Raw genomic sequence first — 21,237 nt, forward strand, 5'->3', positions numbered from 1 at the left:
GTGACGGTCGGCAATTGGACAGCAACTCTGGCCTGATCGGTGGTTGCGGGGGATCACCAAATGGCTGCGTTCGGTGCCGTCCGCTCGGCGGTGCGCCGACCCGTACGGGCGGGCGTAACCTGGGCGTCACTCAAGTTTCGTCGCCTGATCACAACGGAGGTCTCTGCCATGGGCAGTCTCTGGGAGAACCTGGTGGTCGACGCCCAGGACCCGGCACGCCTCGCGCGCTGGTGGGCCGAGGCACTCGGCTACCGGATCACCTACGAGAAGCCCGACGAGGTGGAAATCCGGCGATCCGCCGACGAACTGCCCGGCCTCATCTTCGTGCCCGTACCCGAGGGCAAGTCGACGAAGAACCGGCTGCACATCGACCTGCGCCCGACCGACCGGGAGGCCGAGGTGGAACGCCTGGTCAACATGGGCGCCCGGCACGTCGACGTCGGGCAGCGGCGGACCGACCGGTGGACCGTGCTGGCCGACCCGGAGGGGAACGAGTTCTGCGTGTTGCAGGCGCCGTCGACCGCACCGTGAACGGGTGACAGGGTGAACGGGTGAACCACGACGGCGACGCCGAGCGCCTGGTCGCCGAGCCACCCAAGGGAACCGGCCAGGGGCGCGGGCCGTACCAGCGCGACCGGGCCCGGGTGCTGCACTCGGCCGCCTTCCGCCGGTTGGCGGCCAAGACCCAGGTGCACACCGCGGGCACCGACGACTTCCTGCGTACCCGGCTGACCCACTCGCTGGAGGTGGCGCAGATCGGCCGGGAGATGGGCGAGCGGCTCGGCGCCGACCCGGATGTGGTCGACGTCGCCGGGCTGGCGCACGACCTCGGGCACCCGCCGTTCGGTCACCACGGCGAGGCGGTGCTCGACAGCCTCTCCCAGTCCTGCGGCGGCTTCGAGGGCAACGCGCAGACGCTGCGCGTACTGTCCAGGTTGGAGGCCAAGGTGCTGCGGCCCGACGGCGCCTCCGCGGGCCTCAACCTGACCCGCGCCTCGCTCGACGCGGCCGGCAAGTATCCCTGGCCGCGCCGGCCCGGTCAGCGCAAGTTCGGCGTGTACGCCGACGACGCCGAGGTTTTCGCCTGGCTGCGCCGGGGCGCACCGGAGCGGGCGGTCTGCCTGGAGGCGCAGGTGATGGACTGGGCCGACGACGTGGCCTACTCGGTGCACGACGTGGAGGACGGCGTCTACCGGGGCTACCTGCGGCTGCCGGACCTGCTCGCCGACGTGCAGGAGCGGGCCGCGCTCTGCGCCGACGTGGCCGCCAACTACTCCGGCGAGTCCGCCGACGACCTTTCCGTGGTGCTGGTCGAACTGCTCGCCGACCCGGTGCTGGCGCCGCTGGCCGGTTACGACGGCAGCCACCGGGCCCAGGTCGCGCTGAAGCAGACGACCAGCGCGCTGACCGGTCGGTTCGTCTCCACCGCGGTCGAGGCCACCCGAGCCGCGTACGGCCCCGGCCCGTTGCGCCGCTACGCCGCCGACCTGGTGGTGCCCCGTCCGGTCAGGGCCCAGTGCGCGCTGCTCAAGGGCATGGCACTGCGGTACGTGATGCGCCGCCCCGGAGCCGACCGCTGGTACGCCCGCCAACGCGAGGTGATCACCGAACTGGTGCACGCGCTGACCCTGCGCGCGCCGGACGCGCTCGATCCGGTCTTCGCACCACTGTGGCGGGCCGCCGGCACCGACGCGGCCCGGCTGCGGGTGGTGATCGACCAGGTCGCCTCGCTGACCGACCCGGCGGCGATCGCCTGGCACCACCGCCTCGCCGCCGGCTGACCGACCGACCGCGTCCGTGGCGGGGTGATCCGGACCGCTGCGGCGTGGTTCACTCGGGGGCATGCTGCCCTGGGACCACGAGCTGGCCGGCCGGCTCGACCGCGACGTCATCTCCTCCGAACTGCTGCGCGGTAACCCGCTCGGTGACCCGCACGAGCGGCCGATCTGGGTGTACGTGCCGCCGGGCTACGACGACGACCCGCAGGTGCGTTACCCCAGCGTGTACGTGATCCAGGGCTACACCGGGCACGTGTCGATGTGGGCGAACCGGATGCCGTACCGGCAGCCGTTCGTGGAGACCGCGGACCAGGTGTTCGCCTCCGGTGAGGCACCCGGCTGCATAGTGGTGTACGTCGACGCCTGGACCGCGTACGGCGGTTCGCAGTTCGTCGACTCGCCCGGCACCGGGGCGTACCACTCGTACCTGTGTGACGAGGTGGTGCCGTGGGTGGACGCGCGGTACCGGACCATCGACGACCGGGAGTCGCGGGCCATCTCGGGCAAGTCGTCCGGCGGCTTCGGGGCGATGATCACGCCGATGCTCCGGCCGGACCTGTTCGGTGCGCTCGCCAGCCACGCCGGTGACACCCTCTACGAGCTGTGTTACGTGCCCGAGTTCGGCCACGCGGTGCGCTATCTGCGCGACTACGACCAGGACATCTTCCGCTGGTGGGAGGACTTCCGGTCGCGGCCGTCGTTCACCAAACCGGGCGACCAGAACCTGCTGATGCTGCTCGGCTGCACGGCGTGTTTCTCCGCCGGCCCGGACGGTACGCCGGAACTGCCGTTCGACCCGCGTACGGGGGTGTTGCGGCCGGAGGTGTGGCAGCGCTGGCTGGACTGGGATCCGGTCCGGATGGTCGAGCGCTACCGGGACGCGGTCGGTTCGCTGCGCGCGGTGTGGCTCGACGCCGGCACCCGCGACGAGTGGTTCCTCGATCTCGGCGCGGAGGCGTTCCGGGCCGAACTCGGCCGGGTCGGGCTGCCCGACGAGCGGGTACGGTTCGAACTCTTCGATGCGGGTCACGGCGGCATCGACTACCGCTATCCGCTGGCCCTGTCCTGGCTCGCGCACCGGCTGGCCCGCTGAGCGGCGTGATTTGCGCCTCGATCGGATACCCGTCCGGCACGGACCAGGAAGTGAGGCTAACCTAACCTCATGACGGACCGTAAAGCGCGTGCCCAGGTCACCAACGCTACCGTGAGCCGCACCGAGCAGCTCACGCCGCACATGATCCGGGTCGTGCTCGGTGGTCCGGAGCTGGCCGGACTCGACATCGGCGGCTGCACCGACCACTACGTGAAGCTGCTCTTCCCCCGACCGGACGTCGACTATCCGGTGCCGTTCGACCTGGAATCGGTCCGCCGCGACCTGCCGGCCGAGCAGTGGCCGAGGCTGCGCGCGTACACCGTCCGGGCCTTCGATCCGGTAGCGCTGGAGCTGACCATCGACTTCGTCTACCACGGCGACGAGGGGCTGGCCGGTCCGTGGGCGGTCCGGGCCCGCCCCGGCGACCCCGTGATGTTCGTCGGACCCGGCGGCGGCTACGCGCCGGATCCGGAGGCCGACTGGCACCTGCTCGTCGGCGACGAGAGCGCCCTGCCGGCCATCGCCGCCACCCTGGAGCGGCTGCCGATGGACGCCACCGTCCGGGTCTTCCTCGAGGTCGCCGGCCCCGAGGAGGAGCAGAAGCTGAGCACCGAGGCGCACGCCGAGGTCGTCTGGCTGCACCGGGGCGCCGGCACCGTCGGCGAGGCCCTGGTCGCCGCCGTCCGGGAGGCGGAACTTCCCCCGGGTACGCCGCACGCGTTCGTGCACGGCGAGGCCGCCTTCGTCAAGGAACTGCGGCACCTGCTCAGGGTGGAGCGTGGCCTGAGCCGGGACCGGCTTTCCATTTCCGGCTACTGGCGGCTCGGCGCCGACGACGAGGGCTGGCGTGCGGTCAAGCCCGAGTGGAACCGCCGGATCGAGGAGCAGGAAGCCCTGGAACTCGCCTGACCCGTGGTGCCCGATCAGGCCGGCTGACGGGTCACGTGGTGGTGGCGCGGGCGTTGCCGAGGTGCACGATGTGCCGGCTGACCACGATGGCGTAGCCGACCAGCACGACGGCGAGCAGGCAGAGCAGCGTGAACGGGTCGGTCACCAGGATCGTGATGAGGATGATCGGGGCGATGCCGCACACCCCGATCAACGCCCGGCGGCGCGGTATGTAGCCCAGCGACACCCACTGCAGGCCGAGGCCGCAGAGCATCCAGGTGATCAGCGCCACCGCGAGCAGCAGGCGCAGCCGGTTCGGCAGTGCGTCCGCGTGCACGCTGACCTGCCCGACGACCTCCCCGAGTGCCCAGCCGAGCAGCAGCAGCGCGGCGCCGAGGAACGAGTGCACGTACGAGTAGGCGAGTCCCGCGCTCAGCCGGGGCAGGGCCAGCCCGGTGGTGACGAAGGTGGTGTAGACCCACCACACCGCCGCCGGGATCACCAGCGCGACCCCGGCGGCCACGACCACGTCGACCTCGGGGCGGGGGGCGATGGCGTCCCGCAGGTCGGTGAGGGTGGTGCCGAGCAGGATGATGGTGAACTGGCCGATCCGCTCGGGCAGGTGTGAGGTGTCCACCGGGATCCGGGTCACCCGGGACCGGCCCAGCCACGGGGTGAGGAACTCGATCGTGAGCGCGATCGCCCACAGCAGCGGCCGGATGCGCTCGGGTACGCCCAGCGAGACGATCCAGACCAGTACGCCGGCACCGAAGCCGATCAGGTACACCGTGGTGAGCAGGTGGCTGGCCGGGCTGCTGTTGCGTACGCGCAGGTAGAGCACGATCAGCATGATCCGTACGACGATGTAGCCGATCGGTAGCAGCAGGGTGTGCGGGGCGCTGGCGGCGCCGACCGCCATCGCCCCGGCGCCGACCATGCCGACGAGTACGGCGAGCCGGTGCAGGATGTCGTCGGGATCGAACCGGGTGTCGTAGAAGGCCTGACCGATCCAGGCCAGCCAGACCACCGAGAACAGGCCGAGGGTGGCGGCGAGGTCGCCGAGGTGCGGGGTCGGCACGTCCAGCCGGTTCTGCACGGTGGCCAGGGCGAGCACGAAGACCAGGTCGAAGAAGAGTTCCAACCAGGTGGCGTGCCGTTCGTCCTGGTCGAGCGGAAGTTCGGACTCGTGCAGCCCGAGCCGCAGCCACCCGATGCCGCGGCGGCGTACGTTTCCGAGGTTCCACCAGCTCACCGCGTCTGCGCCCGGTCAGATCCGGCGGGCGTACGAGCCGGTTTCGATCTCGTCGAGCAGGGACGGGCCGATCGGCTTCCAACCGAGTTCGCGGGCCTTGGCGCCGCTGGCCTGCTGGTCCAGGGAGAACGCCTCGGCGATCGGGCCGAGCCGGCGGCGGCTGTCCTCCGGTGGTTCGGGGGCGATCCGGCCGCCGAGCCCTCGGGAGCGGCTGGCGGCGGTGGCGATCTCGCGCATGGTCGGGTTCTGACCGCTGGCCACGATGTAGTACGACCCGGCGGGGGCCCGCATCAGGGCGGCGGAGTAGAAGGTGGCCACGTCGTCGATGTAGATGCTGGTCCAGTGCTGGTCGCCGGTGCCGGGGAAGAGCAGGGCCGGTTCGGGATCCGAGGTCTGCGGCCCGTCGACGATCATCCGTACCAGCCCGGAGCCGTGGCCGTAGACGACGGCGGGGGAGATGATGATGTTGCGGATGCCCTTGGCGGCCCGCATCCGTTCGATGATCTTCGGTCGCCAGGCGGTGAGTTTCGGCGGGTCGAGGGGCGTGTTCTCGTCGGCCACCCCGTGGGTGTTGCCGTGCACCCAGATGCCGGAGCTGTGGATGTACGGCTTTCCGCTGCCCTCGATCCCGGCCAGGACCCCGGTCACCACGGCGTTGTCCAGCGCGTCGGTGATCTGCCCGCCCGGTGTGACGACGTGGATCACACCGTCGGCCTCGCGCGCGGCCTGGCTGAGCAGGTCGCTGTCGGTGACGTCGCCGCTCAGCGCGGTCGCTCCGGTGGCGGTGATGGTGGCGACCGCGTCGTCGCTGCGGGCGATCGCGGTGACCTCGTGACCGTCGAGCAGCAGACCGGGCAGTACGGCGGAACCGATGTATCCGGTCGCGCCGGTGAGCAGAATGCGCATGATGATGACGATGCCATGGCATTGATCCCGTTATAGGCGGTCCGAATGATTCGGCCCTCCGGCCGGAGCTGGTGGCCGGCGAGCGTCGGCGGTGCCACCCGGAGGGGGTCGGATCGGTGCGGCAGGGCAGGATGTAGCCCGGAGGGGGTGGCGCATGGCGGGGCGGATCAGGGACGAGGACATCACGCTGGTCCGTGAGCGCACCTCGATCGCCGACGTGATCTCCGAAACGGTCACCCTGAAGTCGGCTGGCGGCGGCAACCTCAAGGGCCTCTGCCCGTTCCACGACGAGAAGACACCCTCGTTCACCGTCTCACCCGCGCGGAACGTCTACTTCTGCCACGGCTGCGGTGCCGGTGGCGACGCGATCAAGTTCCTGATGGACGCCGAGCACCTGTCGTTCCTGGAGTCGGTCGAGCGGCTCGCTGGCCGGGCCGGCATCCAGTTGCGCTACCTGGAGGCCGGGCCGGCGCCCGTACGCCAGCAGCAGGGCCAGAAGCAGCGGCTGGTCGCCGCGCACGCCGCCGCGGTCGAGTTCTACGCCGGTCAGCTCGGTGCCGCCGGGGCCCGTCCGGCGCGTGAGTTCCTGGCCCAGCGCGGTTTCGACCGGGCGGCCGCCGAACGCTATGGCTGCGGCTTCGCCCCCGACGGCTGGGACCTGCTCACCAAACACCTGCGGCAGCGGGGTTTCAGCCCGCAGGAGCTGATCACCGCCGGGCTGGCCCGGGAGGCCCGGTCCGGTTCGCTGATCGACCGTTTCCGGCGCCGGCTGCTCTGGCCGATCCGGGAGTTGACCGGGGACGTGATCGGCTTCGGCGCGCGCAAGCTGTTCGACGACGACGACGGCCCGAAGTACCTGAACACGCCCGAGACGCCGATCTACAAGAAGTCGCACGTGCTCTACGGCATCGACCAGGCCAAGCGGGAGATCGCCAAGCAGGGCCGGGCGGTGATCGTCGAGGGTTACACCGACGTGATGGCCTGTCACCTGGCGGGCGTACCGACGGCGGTGGCGACCTGCGGGACGGCCTTCGGCGCGGACCACATCGGCGTACTGCGGCGACTGCTGCTGGACACCGACGCGGTGGCCGGCGAAATCATCTTCACCTTCGACGGGGATGCCGCCGGGCAGAAGGCGGCGCTGCGGGCGTTCGAGGACGACCAGCGGTTCGTCGGGCGTACCTTCATCGCGGTCAGCCCCGACAGCATGGACCCGTGCGACCTGCGCCTGGCAAAGGGCGACATGGCCGTGCGTGACCTGATCGCCCGCCGGGAGCCGCTGGTCGACTTCGCGCTGCGGCACGTGCTCAACCGGTTCGACCTGGACACCGTCGACGGCCGGGTGGAGGCGATGCGCCAGGCCGCGCCGCTGGTCGCCAAGCTCAAGGACCGGGAGAAGCGGCCGGAATACGTCCGCAAGCTCGCCGGTGACCTCGGCATGGAGATCGAGCCGGTGCAGCGGGCCGTGCTGAACGCGGCGTCCGCGCCCACCAAGCCAACCCCCGGCGGTACGTCGACCGCCCCGCCCCGGCCCGCCGCGCCCGCCCCACCGGCAGTGGACAACCCGCAGGTGATGGTGGAGCGGGAGGCGCTGAAGCTGGCGCTACAGGAGCCGGTGCTGGCCGGGCCGATGTTCGACGCGCTCGGCCCGGAGGTCTACCTGCACCCGATGCACCACGGTGTCCGCGAGGCGATCACCGAGGCCGGCGGCGCGGCGAGCGCGGCCAGCGGCGCGGTCTGGATCGAACGCGTACGCGACGCCTGCACCGATCTCGGCGGTCGCGCCCTGGTCGGCGAGTTGGCGGTGGAGCCGCTGCGGATCGACGGTGACCCGGACCCGCGTTACGTGTCGATCACCCTGGCCCGGTTGGAGTGGGGTGCGGTCACCACCCGGATCCGGGACCTGAAGTCGAAGGTGCAGCGGATCAATCCGGTGGCCAACAAGGACGAGTACTTCGCGCTCTTCGGTGAGCTGCTCTCGTTGGAGCAGCACGCGCGGGCGTTGCGCGAGCAGGCTGCGGGAGGTTTCTGAGTGGGACTGTTCAACCGGAAGCCGAAGCTGGCGGCGGACAGGCGGCCACCGCTGGAGCGGGACGAGCGGATGCTCTCCTGGGCGGACACGGCCAACGGCGACGGCGTGGTGGTGGTCAGCAACCGCGGGCTCTGGCTGCCCGGTCGGGCGCACCGGCTGGGCTGGCACGACATCAACAAGGCGGTCTGGTCCGGCCGCGAACTCGCGATCACCCCGGCTGAGGTGGTGGCGGAGCGGGACGGCGGTTACCTGGTGGTGGCGGACCTGCCGGTGGAGACGTACCTGCTGTTGGAGCCGGGCGACGTGCCGCACCAGGTACGCGCGCGGGTGACCAGCTCTGTCTCGTACACCGCGCACTACAAGCTGCCCGCGGGCGGTGCGGTACGGGTGGTGGCCCGGCGGGTCAGCGGGGTCGACGGCCTGCGGTGGACGGTCCGCTACGACCCCGGTACGCCGACCGACGACGAGGCCGTGGTGGAGCAGACCGGCGCGCTGGTGGCGGCGGCCCGTGACACCGGTGACCCGGGCGCCCTGCCGGACTGACCGAGCACGCGGGAGCTGTTGCCGGCGACCTGTCCGAGCGGCCCGCCGGCCGGGGAAGGGACTCCCCGGCCGACGGATCCTGCGGTGGTGGCTCTGTTACTCAGCAGCGGGTCGCTCTGATGTGACTCAGAAGCGCGTTGCCTTGATGGCGTTGACGCTGCGCTCGGTGGCGCCCCAGACGCCGCCCTGCTCGACCGGGGTCGAGCCGGCGTTGTCCTGCTCCCAGATGTAGTGGTGCTCGTCGAGCGACTTCAGGCTCTTGAAGAAGTCCTCGAACGGCACGTACCCGCCCGGTACGCCGAACTCGGTCATCGAGAGGCTGGTGCCCTCGGCGTTGAGTACGCCGTCCTTGACGTGGAACAGCGGGAAGCGCTCCTGCTGCTTGGCGATCGTCTTGATCGGGTCGAGGTTCTTGCGCCGAGTGGCGCCGAACTCGTCCACGTAGGTCTTGAACCGCACCTGGGCCTGGTACGCCCAGTAGATGTCCATTTCGAAGTAGACCAGCTCGGGGTCGGTGAGCCCGAAGAAGTACTCCAGGCCGCGCTGACCGGTGGAGCGGGTCGGCTTGCCGTTGGCGTCCAGCGGGCCGGTGTCGAGCAGGAAGTTGTACTCCCCGTCGTGGTTGTGCTGGTAGAACTTCAGCCCGCGGGCCTTGGCGGCCCCACCGACGGCGTTGTACGCGTCGGCCGCGGCCCGCCAGTCGGACTTGTACCGGCTGCCGGTCGGCGCGTTCGCGGTGCCGACGAACTTCATGCCGAGCATCTGCGCGATGTCGAGCTGCCGGGTCAGGTCGGTCTGGAACGAGCCGAAGCCGACGTGGGAGCCGACGGCCTTGAGGCCGTTGTCGTCGAGCAGCTTGCGGATCGCCAGGATGTCGGCGTCGGTCGGGTTGGTCCCGTAGCCGGCGAACTCGATCTCCTTGAAGCCGAGCTGGGCGAGCTTCGGCAGTTTGTCGGCGAACGGAGCCGGGTCGCTGCGGATCGAGTAGAGCTGGATGCCGATCTTGCCGACGGGCAGCCGGTGACCCTGGCTGTCGCGTACGGCGCCGCCGTCGGCGGCCTGGGCCATCCCGCTGAACGGGCCGGCGACGGTGATCGCGCTGGCCGCGGCGCAGGCGGACAGCCCGAGGAACCCGCGACGGCTCCAGGCGGGGTTGGTGGTGTCTGGTGAGGCCATGTGTTGGCTTCCCTTTCAGCTCTCGGTGGGCAGGTGTGGTGCTGGCGTGCGCCGATTCGCCGAAGTGCGGAGCCGACCCGGGGCCCTGTGCCACCAGAGCCGAGGGCTCTGCGCCAACAGAGCCGGGGGAGACCCTGCGCCAACAGGGTCGGGATTCCGGACGGGTCGATCTCCTGTTGCGGACCGTACCCGCGATCAAGGTCAAAAAGAAAGAGTCATCTGACGGGAAACTCTCTTCCCGCAGGTGACAAAGTTGCGCTTATGAAAACGAAAACCGTAACCTGCCGGAAACTCGGTGGGAGGTGTCGTACGTCCGGGCTAGGGTCGTCGCCGTGGCCACGGAACAACCTCTCATTCAAGCTCGCGGACTGGTCAAGCGGTTCGGCAACTTCACCGCCGTCGATGGAATCGACGTCGAGGTGCGTCCCGGGGAGGCGTTCGGCTTCCTCGGCCCCAACGGCGCCGGCAAGAGTTCGACCATGCGCATGGTCGGCTGCGTCTCCCCGCCCACCGACGGCGAGTTGCGCATCCTCGGCATGGACCCGAGACGCGACGGCCCCGCGATTCGGGCCCGGCTCGGCGTCTGCCCCCAGACGGACAACCTCGACCCCGAGCTGACCGTGCGGGAAAACCTGACCACGTACGCCCGTTATTTCGGCATCCCGCGCAAGGTGGCCCGCGAGCGCTCCGCCGAGCTGCTCGACTTCGTGCAGTTGACCGAGCGGGCCAACAGCAAGGTCGAGCCGCTCTCCGGCGGCATGAAGCGCCGGCTCACCATCGCCCGCGCACTGGTCAACGAGCCCGAGATCGTGCTGCTCGACGAGCCGACCACCGGGCTCGACCCGCAGGCCCGGCACCTGGTCTGGGAGCGGCTGTTCCGGCTCAAGCAGCAGGGCGTCACGCTGGTGCTCACCACCCACTACATGGACGAGGCCGAGCAGCTCTGCGACCGCCTGGTGGTGATGGACGGCGGCAAGATCGTCGCCGAGGGCTCGCCCCGCGACCTGATCGAGCGCTACTCGACCCGCGAGGTGGTGGAGCTGCGTTTCCCGACCCAGTCGCAGGAGGAGTTCGCCGGCAAGCTCTCCGGCATCGCCGAGCGCACCGAGGTCCTACCCGACCGCATCCTGCTCTACGTCGACAACGGCGACGCCGCCCTGACCGAGGTGCACAACCGCGCGCTGCTCCCGTCCAGCTCCCTGGTCCGCCGCAGCAGCCTCGAAGACGTCTTCCTGCACCTGACCGGCCGCACCCTCATCGACTGAGGGCGCGCGGCTCACCAGCGTTCGGTGGTCGGCGGCATCGGGGCTCGCTGCCCCCACTGTTCGAGGGCGCGCAGCGCCGGCTCCAGCTCGCGTCCCCAGTCGGTCAGCTCGTAGATGCGTACGCGGTCGGGGGCGCCCAGGTCGCGGAAGCGGACCACCTCGAACTCGACCAACTCGCGCAGGCGCTTGCTCAGCACGTTCGGGCTGATCCCGGGCAGGCCGGCGAGCAGCGCGGGGAACTCCTTCGGGCCGGGCAGCAGGTCGCGTACCACCAGCAGTCCCCAGCGTTCACCCACGACGTCGAGACTCCGGGCGACACCGGACGGATCTCCATAACTACGACTACTGGTACTGGTCACAGCCCGCAGGTTACGCGGCCCGCCCCGCCCCGCCTCCACCCCGTCCACCCTGCCGCTTGTGGTGTCGGGATGATCCACGCGCGCTGAGCTGTTCTCCGGGCGGGGCTTTCGACAGCTCAGTGCGCGTGGATCATCATTGGTCACGGTGCTCCGCAATTCCGGCAACTCCCTTCTTCCGCCACATTCCTGCTTTCGTGTTCGGGCGTGTCGGGAATGGAAGCGGTAGCCCCGTCGGGGCGTACATCGAATTTGATGTAGAGGTTTTTCGAGTCATGCGGTCTAGACGAGGTAGACGTCGACCGGGACTCCGTCCGGTTTGACGATCCGGAAATGGCCGTCGGGCGCCAGGTCGTGCATCAGGTACGCGACCCGCAACGCCCGGTTCAACGCATCGGTACGACTCAACCGCTGCCCGGCGGCGAGCCCGGTAAGCGCGTCGGCTGCCGTCGGATTCAGGTTCACCGTCACCTTCACCAGCCGCGAACCACCCGAATCCGTCATCGGCCCAGCGTCATCGGCCAGCCCATGAACCGGGTGTAGAGGTCCTCGCGGGGGGCGTTCGGGCTGAACTCGGCCAGGTCGTCGAGGGCGCGGACGTACTGGCCGGAGAGGTAGTGGCACAGGGCGATCCGGTTGCGCCCGAAGTCGGCGAGCAGGCCGAGCTTCGCTGGTGGACAGGGCCACCTGCCTGCGCAGCGGCGACACCGCCACGAGGGGCGCATGGGCAGGTGCAGCCGCATCGCGTGCCGGATCCGGCCGCGCCGACTCATAACGTCTCCTATTCGCCGTCGGGAATGGAAGGGGCCGCCCCGGGCGGGCGGGTGGGGAAGCCGGGGCGGCCCCGCAGTCCCGCCCGGTCCTTTGCCGACCGAATCCGAACGGTTCCGCTGAAGACACCTTGCCCGCAACCATTTATTTATGGGAAGGTCCTTGGGGCGCACCTGGCGGAAGCGTAGATCCTGGCTTATCTCGTATGTGGATCAACAGTGATGATCACAAAACTATGGAGGAAGTGTGGCGACCAAACCCGTACCCACGGCGGACCTGATTCGGGCACAGTTACGGCGAATGCGTATCGCCGCCGGGATGAGTCAGGAGGACTTCGGTAAGCGAGCCCATTATTCGGCCTCGCTGGTGTCCTCGGTGGAGGTCGGTCACCGCCCCCTGGACGAGACCTACCTGGCCCGAGCCGACGAGATCCTCCAGACCGAGGGCCTGTTCGTCGCCATGCTGGAACTGGCCAAACGCGACGGCGAACCCACCTGGTTCCGCCCCTGGCTGGATGCCGAACGCAGCGCCCTCCAACTGCGGTGCTTCGAAGCGAATCTGATCCCCGGACTGCTCCAAACGCCGGACTACGCCCGCGCGGTCATCCGGGGGGATGTCCGCCTCAGCGAGGAGGAGGTGGACAAGTTGGTGGCCGCTCGGATCGAACGGCAGGCCATCCTGGACCAGGAGCACCCACCCCAGCTCACCGTCGTGGTCGACCAGTCGGCCCTACAACGCTTCGGGGGCGGGTTCGAGAAGATTATGGCCGAGCAGCTCATGCACCTGATCGCCTGCGCCGAACGCCCGAACATCAGCGTGCACGTCATGCCCGCCACCGTTGGCCTGCACATCGGGCTGGGCGGCCCGCTCATCCTCGCCCGTTCGGCAGACGGCGGATGGGTCGGATATCTGGATAGTCAGCTCGGTGGGGATGTGGCGGACCGCACCGAGGACGTGGAAACCCTGCTGTCGAGGTGGGAGAGTGTGCGTAACGACGCCCTCCCACGGCAGCAGTCGCTAGACCTGATCAAGGAGATAGTTGAGCCATGGATCTGACCGGCACCCGCTGGCGTAAGTCCACCCGGAGCAACGCCAGCGGCGGCAACTGTGTCGAGGTGGCGGACAACCTGCCGGGCAGGGTGTTCGTGCGGGACACCAAGGACCGTGACGGTGGCACCCTGGCCTTCGGACCGGCGGCCTGGCGCGCGTTTGTCGCGGACGTCGCCCGCCGCCCGTAACCCTTCAGCCGCACCGGCGCCCGCACTGCGTTCTCGGATGCAGAGCGGGCGCTGTCGTTTCTCGGGGTCAACTGTGCCGGCCTGGGCCGCCCGGAGGACCAGCCTCGTTGGGTTCGAGGTCGGACGGATCAAGAGCGTGGAAACCGTGCTGGTCAGGTGGGAGAGTGTGTATCGACGCTTTGCCAAGCCGACAGTCGCTAGACCTGATCAAGGAGATAGTTGAGCCATGGATCTGACCGGCACCCGCTGGCGTAAGTCCACCCGAAGCGGCGCCCAGGGCGGCAACTGTGTCGAGGTGGCGGACAACCTGACGGGCAGGGTGTTCGTGCGGGACACCAAGGACCGTGACGGTGGCACCTTGGCCTTCGGTCCGGCGGCCTGGCGCGCGTTTGTCGCGGACGTCGCCCGCCGCCCGTAACCCCATGACGCTACGACCGGCGCCCGCGCTGCCCCTGGAGGGAGCGCGGGCTACGTCGTCGGCGAACGGGTTTGTCGAGGTTGACGAGTTGCTTCAGCGCGGCGGCGTTGATCTCAACCTTCCATGTCACAGGTCAAGCTCCCGCTTTGCTTGCTCCCATGACACCGCCGGCTCCCCGGCTTGGTGCTCAGCTAACCGCTCCTCGGCCAACCCGCTGTTGTCCAGGTCGTCAAGGAGATCTTCAAGGTCTTCGTGTGCGCGCCGATGACCCTCGCTCCGAGTCGGGTCAACCTCGTGAAGCAGGCTCACCACGGCCTGACGAGCACCTGCGGGGTCTGTCTTGGCCAAGATGCTGATTACCGAAGCGACGACAGCGACTACCTTTTCGTCCAAGTCCATGTGACGTGGTGGAACTACTGCGGCGAAACGTTGGCCATGGCGTGTGAAATACGCGACGTTGCCGTGCTCGGCCCGCTCGACTGCCTCGACCGGCGCAGGGCTGCCGCCAGGACGGCCTTGTCCTGTGCCGCCAGCGCTGCCGCCTCCAACTTCTCGTGTGCCGCCAGGGCTACCGTAATCCACTGGTCGCGAGCCGTGAGCGCCGCTTTCATGCTCTCTTCGTGTGCGGCGAACCGTTGCTCGTAGCGTTGATGGTTCGCTTTCATCAACTCGTAGACGATATCCGCGGTCCACTGCATCCCGATCACGATTTCGCGTGGCCCCTCCCCGTGCGACGCCATCAGAGTGATCCGAGGCGGACGAGAGTTGGCCGAGGTCGCACACTCCGAATGGATAACATTTCATCGCTCCTCGATGCCGGCCTTGAAGGTGCGGACGCCGTTCGTGATCAATCGGGGCGGGGCGATCGCGATAGGAGTACGTCGACGTCAACCTCGTCGGGTGGCGGAGCGGGGTCACTGGCTACCACCTTGATGGACATAAGTCCAGGTCAGAGCTGTGCCACATTGGTTGATGATCGTTGGGTGCTACTTTCCGTAGTCTTCGGAGGGTGGTGCGGGCCTGTCTTGCGGGCCGGGCCGAAAAGGACGGGTTTCGGACTGGGCAAATGCCCGTTGACCTGCGATTGTGGAGATGTAGAGGTGTCGTACCCGGTCACCGGGTGCCTCCACGGTCGATCACCGAAGTATCGACACAGGCACGTTCTGGCCCCGCCCGACACCCGCTCCGGCGGGTAGTGGCGGGCCACCCCCTTCCGGACCCATCCGACGCGACACGGAACGGAAGACAGGGATCACCATGAGCGAGCACATGACGATCGTCGTACGGCAGGCTCGACGAGCACGAGTCTTGACATGACCTCGCCGCAGCGTTCGTCGGGTGAGAATGACGCCTACACCCGTGGGCTGGATGCCGGGCGGATCGAGCAGCGACTCCAGGGTCATGACGACCACTTCGAGAAGATAAACGGTTCGATCGACGAGATGACCCAGGCGTTGCAGAACCTCACCGACGAACTGCGCTCGAACGTCAGCAAGTTCAGCGCGGACGTGACATCCGATCGTCGTGACGCCGGAGAACGGGAGAAGATCGCGGTGACGGTCGCCGCCGCCCTGGTGGAGAAGGCGACCAACGTACGCGAGGAAAAGACCCAGCGGTGGACGGCATTGCAGCGGCTGTTCGCCGTCCTCGGCGCGGTCATGCTGATCGCCAACTTCACCCTGGCGATCTACCTCACGCTCAATCGCTGATCCGGTTCGTGTTGGTGCTTCTCGACTAGCCTGGGGGGCGTGGAAGCGACGTACCGGCCCGCGACGCGGGTGATCTGCCTCGATGCCGTCGAACGGGTGCTGCTGCTGCGGTGGCGGGACCCGTTCGACGGTGCGTTGCTCTGGGAGCCGCCCGGCGGTGGGATCGAACCGGGCGAGACGCCGTACGAGGCGGCCCGGCGTGAACTGTTCGAGGAGACCGGGCTCGACCCGGCGGCAATCCTCGATCACTCTGTGCCGGTACAGCGGGACGTCCGGTGGAACGGCAAGCGGTTCGTCGGCCCCGAACAGTTCTTCCTAGCTCGCTTTCCCGACGAGCGACCCGCGCTGACCCGCGCCGGACTGCTCGTGGACGAACAGCACAACCTCGATTCGACCGGCTGGTTCACGGATGCCGAATTGGATTCACTTCCGGACCGGCTGGAGCCCCCGGAGTTGCGATCCGTGATCGCTGCCCTGCTGGCTATGCCCTAGCACCAGCCATATCGACCTGCCGACCCCTCACCGCGTGGTACGAATATCGGCGGTGGATGAGGTGAGGCGGACGAATTAGTGGCGGGGAACCTGGCGGCGAGGCTGCTGCGTAAGCGTGAGCATCCGCGCCAGGCGTCGGCCCTCGAACTCTTCTTCGACCTGGCCGTCATCTTCGGACTCACCCTGCTGTCGAGGCGTCTCTTCGACGATCTGAGCTGGGGCAATCTGCTCCAGACGCTGATCCTGTTCGCGGGTACGTACTGGATCTGGATCGCCACCGCCTGGTCGACCGACTGGTACAACCCCAACGAGCCGATAATCCGGGGGCTCGTTCTCGGCATCATGTTCGTCGGCCTGGTGATGGTGTCCGCCATACCGAGCGCGTTCGGGCCGCACGGGCTCATCTTCGCCGGGGCGTACGTCCTCATCCACTTCGGCCGGGGCGTGTTGCTGCTGTCGTTGCTGCGTGGTCATCCGCTGCAACGCCGTTCGTTGCTGGTCCTGATCTGGTTCTCGATCTCGGCGGTGCCCTGGTTGGTCGGTGCCTTTCTGCCGGAGCCCGGACGGGTGGCGCTCTGGCTGGTCGCCTTGGTGATCGACTACGGGATCGCCTGGCTCGGCTGGCCGACGCCGGGGCTCGGCCGGGTGCCGGACGAGAATCTCCGCAACGTCGGCGAGCACCTGTCGGAGCGGTACCAGCAGGTGTTCATCATCGCGCTGGGCGAGGTGATCCTGGTCAACGGTCTCACCTACGCCACCGCGGGAATCACCCCGCTGCGTACGCTCGCCTTCGGGTTGTCGTTCCTCAACGTGGTGCTGCTCTGGCGCGGTTATCTGATTCCCGGCGGTCTGCGGATCGGCGGCATTCTCGATCAGAACCGGCCGAGGATGGCGGTTTCGGTCGCCCTGTGCCACGCGCTGGTGATCGCCGGAACCCTGCTCACCGCGGTCGGCAACGAGGTGCTGATCATCGAGCCGCTCAGTGATCCCCGGGACGCGTGGGTGATGCTCATCGTGGGTGGGGCCGCGCTTTTCCTGTTCGGTCGGTTCATGTTCCACGTGTCGGTGTTCCGCCGCCTGCCGTGGCCGGGATTGGTCGGTCTGGCGATTCTCGGGCTGCTGAGCCCCGTACTGCTTCTGCTTCGTCCGATCGTGGTCTCACTGGTCACCAACATCGCGCTGTTCGGGGCCGTGGCCGTGGACGTCTACCTGCTTCGACGCTCCGTCCGGCAGGGTCGGATACCCCCGCCGCCCGGTGGCGACGCACTCTGACGATCGACACACAGTGCGCCACCTTTGACTTATATAAGCGTGCGCTGATAACTTCCTGCTCGTGCACGCGTTCGACGTACTCGGGGACCCGGTGCGGCGGCGGATCCTCGAACTGCTCGCCGAGGGCGAGCTGACCTCCGGTGCGGTCACCACGGTGATCTCCGAGGAGTTCGGGATCAGCCAGCCTGCGGTGTCGCAACACCTGCGGGTGCTGCGCGAGAACGGCTTCGCGACCGTACGACCACAGGGCGCCCGCCGGCTCTACGCGGTGAACTCCGAACCCCTGCGGGACGTGGACGTGTGGCTGGACCGCTTCCGCCGGTTCTGGACCCCGCACCTGGACGCGCTGGCGACCGAGATCGCCCGGGGCAAGCGGGAGCGCCGCCTGAACCCACCCGAGACGCAGACAGACCCGACCGACAACCCGACAGAGCAGAGGACAGATCCATGATCGATGTGAACCAGCAGATCAACGCCGTACGGCGACGGGTCGGCAAGCGCGTACTGGAGGCGGGGGAGGCGCGCGTACAGACGATCAGCCGGGTGTACGACACCACCCTCGAAGACCTCTGGGAGGCGTGCACCAAGCCCGAGCGCATCGCCCGGTGGTTCCTGCCCGTCACCGGTGACGTACACGTCGGCGGCCGTTACCAGTTGCAGGGCAATGCCGGCGGCACCGTCGAGCGCTGCGACCCGCCCAAGAGCTTCGCCGCCACCTGGGAGTACGGCACCGAGGTGAGCTGGATCGAGGTCCGGCTGACCCCCGAGCCGACCGGCGGGACCCGCTTCGAACTGGACCACATCGCGCACGTCGACGACGAGCGGTGGGCGCAGTTCGGGCCGGGCGCGACCGGGGTCGGCTGGGACCTGGGACTTATCGGCCTGGGCCTGCACCTCGCCTCCGGCGGCGCCTCGGTCGACCCGGCCGAGGTCGAAACCTGGTCCACCTCCGACGAGGGCCGGCAGTTCATCACCCTGAGCAGCCAGGGGTGGGCCGACGCGGCGATCGAGGACGGCGACGACCCGGCCGCCGCCAAGGCAGCCGCCGGGCGTACGACCGCGTTTTACACCGGAGCACCGGAGCCCACCGCCGAAGCCGAGGTGCCAGCGGAATAATGCGGCGAAAACGTCAGCCGCTCCCCGTACAGTTCCGGCGGTACGACGCCCTGGTCGTACCGCCGAACTGTGCGGAGGCTGACGTGATGCGGTGGGTGGCGGAAACCGGCCGGACCGGGACGCGCTGATGGTGGCCGTCGACGGGTCCACCCCGACACGTGCGCCGGTCCGCCCTGCGGGCGGGCTCGCGCCGACGCTGGCCGTACTCGAATATCACCTGGTCAACTCCCGGCGGACCTGGCGGTCCAGCGCGGTGTCGTCGTTCGTCCTGCCGCTGCTGACCATGGTCGGCTTCGGCCTCGGGGTCGGCGCCTACGTCACCCAGGGTGTGGGCGGCGTCGACTACCTCGACTTCCTCGTCCCCGGCCTGATCGCCTCCACCGCGCTCCAGGTCGCGGTCGGCGAGTCGACCTGGCCGGTGCTGAGCAACTTCAACTGGATCCGGACCTACTTCGCGCAGGCCGCCGCGCCGCTACGGGTCGCCGACATCGTCGGCGGGCACCTGGCCTTCGTCGCGTTCCGGGTGCTCACCAGCAGTGCGGTGTTCCTGCTGGTGGCGACGGTCTTCGGCGCGCTGCACTCGGTCTGGGCGCTGGCCACCCTGCCGCTGGTGGTGCTGATCGGGCTGGCCATGGCCACCCCCGTCTTCGCCTACGCCGCCTGGGTGCCCACCGACAGCTACCTGGCGATCCTGTTCCGGTTCGCGGTCATCCCGATGACGCTGTTCGCCGGGGTCTTCTTCCCGGTCGACTCGCTGCCGGTCGGCCTGCGCTGGGCGGCGTACGTGTCGCCGCTCTGGCACGGCGTCGACCTGTGCCGGGCCGCGACCCTCGGCGTCGCGCCGCAGTGGTCGGTCGCCGGTCACCTGCTCTACCTCGGCGCCTGGGTGGTCGGCGGCTGGCTGCTGGCCAGGGCCGCGTTCCGCCGTCGGCTCGTGATCTAGGAAAGGGACACCAGTGGTCAGCCTCGTCCTGCCCCGGTTGATCGGCTTCGAGGGCGCACGCCGTTCGGTCTCGGTGGCCGAACGCAACGTCGCCGCGCTCAAGTCCGCCTACTGGGTGGTGCTGGTCTCCGGCTTCTTCGAGCCGCTGCTCTACCTGCTCTCGATCGGCGTCGGCGTCGGCGCCCTGATCGGCGACCTCACCCTGCCCGGCGGGCAGGTGGTGACGTACGCGGCGTTCGTCGCCCCGGCGATGCTCGCCTCGTCGGCGATGAGCGGAGCACTGTCGGAGACCACCTTCAACTTCTTCGGCAAGATGAAGTACCAGAAGCTGTACGACGGGATCCTCGCGACCCCCGTACGGCCGTTCGAGATCGCCCTCGGTGAGCTGGGCTGGGCGATGCTGCGCGGCAGCCTCTACTCGGCCGCGTTCCTCGCCGTGATGGTCGCGATGGACCTGACCACCCCCGTACGGGCACTCGCCGCGTTCCCGGCCGCGGTGCTGGTCGGCTTCGCCTTCGGTGCGCTCGGCATGGCCCTGTCCACCTTCATGCGGAGTTGGCAGGACTTCGACCTGATGGGGTCGGCCCAGTTCGCCCTCTTCCTCTTCTCCGGCACCTTCGTGCCGGCCCAGGGCTACCCGACGGTGCTGCGCTGGATCGTGGAGGCGAGCCCGCTCTACCGGGCGGTGGACCTGATCCGGGGCATCACCACCGGTACCGGCGGCTGGCTGCGGATGGTGGACGTGTCGTACCTGCTCGTCGCCACCCTCGTGGGCCTGCTGATCGCGTCCCGCCGGATGGGCCGGATGTTGTACAAGTGACCTGATCGGATGGATTACCGCGGCTGCCGGTGGGGCAACAGGTGGTGACCACGCCCCGCAGACAGGAGAGCCGCCATGGCCTCGGACCAGCCTTCCGACCGCACCGCGCCGGAGGACGGCTCACCGACGGCGGGGGACGGCTCACCGACGGCGACGGACGGGCCACCGGCACCGGACGACGGGCCGTCGAGTCCGGTCCGGCTCTCCGGCACCTCCTGGTGGGCGGCGCTGCGGCGTACCGTCGCCGAGTTCCAGAAGGACAACCTGACCGACCTGGCGGCGGCGCTGACCTACTACAGCGTGCTCTCGATCTTCCCCGGCGTGCTGGTGCTGGTCTCCCTGCTCGGGCTGCTCGGTAAGCAGACCACCGACGACGTGCAGGGCACCATTCGGGACGTGGTGCCGCAGCCGGAGATCCAGCAGATCCTGGACGGGGCGATCAACCAGGTACGCGAGAACAGTGGCACGGCCAGCCTGGCGGCGATCCTCGGTCTGCTGACCGCGTTCTGGTCCGCGTCCGGGTACATCGGCGCGTTCATGCGCGCGTCGAACGCGATCTACGACGTCCCCGAGGGGCGGCCGATCTGGAAGACGCTGCCGATCCGGCTCGCCGTGACCGCCGTGATCGGGGTGATGCTGCTGGCCAGTGCCCTGATCGTGGTGTTCACCGGCCGGCTGGCCGAGGTTGCCGGCAACGTGCTGGGCATCGGCGGGGCGGCGGTGACGGTCTGGGACATCGCCAAGTGGCCGGTGCTGTTGCTGCTGGTCAGCCTGATGTTCGCGATCCTCTACTGGGCATCGCCGAACGCCCGGCAGGGCGGGTTCCGCTGGATCACGCCGGGCGGGGTGGTCGCCGTGGTGGTCTGGCTGCTCGCCTCGGGTGGACTCGCCCTCTACGTGGTCAACTTCAACTCGTACAACAAGACGTACGGCACGCTGGCTGCGGTGATCGTGTTCCTGGTCTGGCTCTGGCTGACCAACGTGGCGATCCTGATCGGCGCCGAGCTGAACGCCGAACTGGAGCGCGGGAGGGCGATCGCGGCCGGCTACCCGGCGGACAAGGAGCCGTACCTGGAGCTCCGCGACGATCGCACACTACGCAAGGCTACGCGTCCGCCGAACGAATGAGTTTTCTTGATCAGGACGCTGCTTTTGCTGGAGAAGACAAA

At 68.9% G+C, this 21,237-nt stretch carries 25 protein-coding genes; 18 read left to right on the forward strand and 7 right to left on the reverse strand.

Features of this window, described 5'->3' with window-relative positions; all coding sequences use genetic code 11:
- Positions 1–168 precede the first annotated feature (168 nt).
- The 4 genes from AB0J90_RS03180 to AB0J90_RS03195 all read left to right on the forward strand — a co-directional run bounded on the left by AB0J90_RS03180 (position 169) and on the right by AB0J90_RS03195 (position 3,780).
- Positions 169–531, forward strand: a complete 363-nt coding sequence (locus tag AB0J90_RS03180; RefSeq protein WP_326556337.1) for a VOC family protein — start codon at positions 169–171, stop codon at positions 529–531.
- A gap of 20 nt (positions 532–551) precedes the next feature.
- Complete coding sequence (locus AB0J90_RS03185; protein ID WP_363591629.1) at positions 552–1,781, forward strand: deoxyguanosinetriphosphate triphosphohydrolase; 1,230 nt, start codon at positions 552–554, stop codon at positions 1,779–1,781.
- A gap of 61 nt (positions 1,782–1,842) precedes the next feature.
- On the forward strand, positions 1,843–2,871 hold the full coding sequence (locus tag AB0J90_RS03190; protein ID WP_363591631.1) for an alpha/beta hydrolase-fold protein: 1,029 nt from the start codon (positions 1,843–1,845) through the stop codon (positions 2,869–2,871).
- Between the two features lie 69 nt (positions 2,872–2,940).
- Entirely contained in the window at positions 2,941–3,780 is an 840-nt protein-coding gene (locus tag AB0J90_RS03195) for a siderophore-interacting protein (RefSeq protein WP_363591633.1), read from the forward strand.
- A 31-nt stretch (positions 3,781–3,811) separates the two neighbouring features.
- Here the strand turns inward: AB0J90_RS03195 and AB0J90_RS03200 are convergent, their stop codons facing one another.
- Together AB0J90_RS03200 and AB0J90_RS03205 are read right to left on the reverse strand one after the other, a co-directional pair.
- A complete protein-coding gene (locus tag AB0J90_RS03200; RefSeq protein WP_363591635.1) occupies positions 3,812–5,011 on the reverse strand; it encodes a low temperature requirement protein A in 1,200 nt (399 codons plus the stop codon).
- A gap of 15 nt (positions 5,012–5,026) precedes the next feature.
- Complete coding sequence (locus AB0J90_RS03205; RefSeq protein ID WP_363591637.1) at positions 5,027–5,917, reverse strand: NAD-dependent epimerase/dehydratase family protein; 891 nt, start codon at positions 5,915–5,917, stop codon at positions 5,027–5,029.
- A gap of 154 nt (positions 5,918–6,071) precedes the next feature.
- On the opposite strand from AB0J90_RS03205, the gene dnaG reads away from it, so the two are divergent.
- Together dnaG and AB0J90_RS03215 are read left to right on the forward strand one after the other, a co-directional pair.
- The gene (gene dnaG, locus AB0J90_RS03210) at positions 6,072–7,949 is read left to right on the forward strand and encodes a DNA primase (protein ID WP_363591639.1); all 1,878 of its coding nucleotides are present in this window, start codon (positions 6,072–6,074) and stop codon (positions 7,947–7,949) included.
- Positions 7,950–8,492 (forward strand): hypothetical protein, encoded by a 543-nt coding sequence (locus AB0J90_RS03215; RefSeq protein WP_363591641.1) that lies wholly within the window; start codon positions 7,950–7,952, stop codon positions 8,490–8,492.
- A gap of 126 nt (positions 8,493–8,618) precedes the next feature.
- Here AB0J90_RS03215 and AB0J90_RS03220 read toward each other — a convergent pair whose 3' ends face one another.
- Complete coding sequence (locus AB0J90_RS03220; protein WP_363591643.1) at positions 8,619–9,668, reverse strand: sugar phosphate isomerase/epimerase; 1,050 nt, start codon at positions 9,666–9,668, stop codon at positions 8,619–8,621.
- 332 nt (positions 9,669–10,000) lie between these two features.
- On the opposite strand from AB0J90_RS03220, the gene AB0J90_RS03225 reads away from it, so the two are divergent.
- Positions 10,001–10,933, forward strand: a complete 933-nt coding sequence (locus AB0J90_RS03225; RefSeq protein WP_363591645.1) for an ABC transporter ATP-binding protein — start codon at positions 10,001–10,003, stop codon at positions 10,931–10,933.
- 11 nt (positions 10,934–10,944) lie between these two features.
- On the opposite strand, the gene AB0J90_RS03230 is transcribed toward AB0J90_RS03225, so the two are convergent.
- The 3 genes from AB0J90_RS03230 to AB0J90_RS03240 all read right to left on the reverse strand — a co-directional run bounded on the left by AB0J90_RS03230 (position 10,945) and on the right by AB0J90_RS03240 (position 12,062).
- Complete coding sequence (locus AB0J90_RS03230; protein WP_326556347.1) at positions 10,945–11,292, reverse strand: helix-turn-helix domain-containing protein; 348 nt, start codon at positions 11,290–11,292, stop codon at positions 10,945–10,947.
- 279 nt (positions 11,293–11,571) lie between these two features.
- Complete coding sequence (locus AB0J90_RS03235) at positions 11,572–11,793, reverse strand: hypothetical protein (protein ID WP_363591647.1); 222 nt, start codon at positions 11,791–11,793, stop codon at positions 11,572–11,574.
- On the reverse strand, positions 11,790–12,062 hold the full coding sequence (locus tag AB0J90_RS03240) for a hypothetical protein (protein WP_363591649.1): 273 nt from the start codon (positions 12,060–12,062) through the stop codon (positions 11,790–11,792). The genes AB0J90_RS03235 and AB0J90_RS03240 overlap by 4 nt, the downstream gene beginning before the upstream one ends.
- 244 nt (positions 12,063–12,306) lie before the next feature.
- Here AB0J90_RS03240 and AB0J90_RS03245 point away from each other — a divergent pair, with 244 nt between their 5' ends.
- The 3 genes from AB0J90_RS03245 (at position 12,307) to AB0J90_RS03255 (ending at position 13,716) form a co-directional block, all read left to right on the forward strand.
- Positions 12,307–13,116, forward strand: coding sequence for a helix-turn-helix transcriptional regulator (locus AB0J90_RS03245; protein WP_363591651.1), 810 nt, complete (start codon positions 12,307–12,309; stop codon positions 13,114–13,116).
- Entirely contained in the window at positions 13,107–13,298 is a 192-nt protein-coding gene (locus AB0J90_RS03250) for a DUF397 domain-containing protein (RefSeq protein WP_363591653.1), read from the forward strand. The genes AB0J90_RS03245 and AB0J90_RS03250 overlap by 10 nt, the downstream gene beginning before the upstream one ends.
- A gap of 226 nt (positions 13,299–13,524) precedes the next feature.
- On the forward strand, positions 13,525–13,716 hold the full coding sequence (locus tag AB0J90_RS03255) for a DUF397 domain-containing protein (RefSeq protein ID WP_363591655.1): 192 nt from the start codon (positions 13,525–13,527) through the stop codon (positions 13,714–13,716).
- Between the two features lie 413 nt (positions 13,717–14,129).
- Here AB0J90_RS03255 and AB0J90_RS03260 read toward each other — a convergent pair whose 3' ends face one another.
- Entirely contained in the window at positions 14,130–14,456 is a 327-nt protein-coding gene (locus tag AB0J90_RS03260; protein ID WP_363591657.1) for a hypothetical protein, read from the reverse strand.
- A gap of 573 nt (positions 14,457–15,029) precedes the next feature.
- Here AB0J90_RS03260 and AB0J90_RS03265 point away from each other — a divergent pair.
- From AB0J90_RS03265 to AB0J90_RS03300, 8 genes are all read left to right on the forward strand, one after another.
- Complete coding sequence (locus tag AB0J90_RS03265) at positions 15,030–15,425, forward strand: hypothetical protein (protein ID WP_363591659.1); 396 nt, start codon at positions 15,030–15,032, stop codon at positions 15,423–15,425.
- Between the two features lie 39 nt (positions 15,426–15,464).
- Positions 15,465–15,917, forward strand: coding sequence for an NUDIX domain-containing protein (locus AB0J90_RS03270; protein WP_363591661.1), 453 nt, complete (start codon positions 15,465–15,467; stop codon positions 15,915–15,917).
- Between the two features lie 78 nt (positions 15,918–15,995).
- A complete protein-coding gene (locus AB0J90_RS03275; RefSeq protein WP_363591663.1) occupies positions 15,996–17,189 on the forward strand; it encodes a low temperature requirement protein A in 1,194 nt (397 codons plus the stop codon).
- Between the two features lie 61 nt (positions 17,190–17,250).
- A complete protein-coding gene (locus AB0J90_RS03280; protein ID WP_363591665.1) occupies positions 17,251–17,640 on the forward strand; it encodes a metalloregulator ArsR/SmtB family transcription factor in 390 nt (129 codons plus the stop codon).
- Positions 17,637–18,305 carry an SRPBCC family protein gene (locus AB0J90_RS03285; RefSeq protein ID WP_363591667.1) on the forward strand — a complete coding sequence of 223 codons (669 nt, stop codon included), beginning with the start codon at positions 17,637–17,639 and terminating at the stop codon, positions 18,303–18,305. The genes AB0J90_RS03280 and AB0J90_RS03285 overlap by 4 nt, the downstream gene beginning before the upstream one ends.
- A gap of 127 nt (positions 18,306–18,432) precedes the next feature.
- Positions 18,433–19,248, forward strand: coding sequence for an ABC transporter permease (locus tag AB0J90_RS03290; RefSeq protein WP_363592173.1), 816 nt, complete (start codon positions 18,433–18,435; stop codon positions 19,246–19,248).
- Between the two features lie 13 nt (positions 19,249–19,261).
- The gene (locus AB0J90_RS03295) at positions 19,262–20,068 is read left to right on the forward strand and encodes an ABC transporter permease (protein ID WP_363591669.1); all 807 of its coding nucleotides are present in this window, start codon (positions 19,262–19,264) and stop codon (positions 20,066–20,068) included.
- A gap of 75 nt (positions 20,069–20,143) precedes the next feature.
- Positions 20,144–21,196: a YihY/virulence factor BrkB family protein gene (locus AB0J90_RS03300; RefSeq protein WP_363591671.1), complete on the forward strand. Its 1,053-nt coding sequence runs from the start codon at positions 20,144–20,146 to the stop codon at positions 21,194–21,196.
- The last annotated feature ends 41 nt before the right edge of the window (positions 21,197–21,237 follow it).

Source organism: Micromonospora sp. NPDC049523 (assembly GCF_040676775.1).
Taxonomy (GTDB): domain Bacteria; phylum Actinomycetota; class Actinomycetes; order Mycobacteriales; family Micromonosporaceae; genus Micromonospora_G.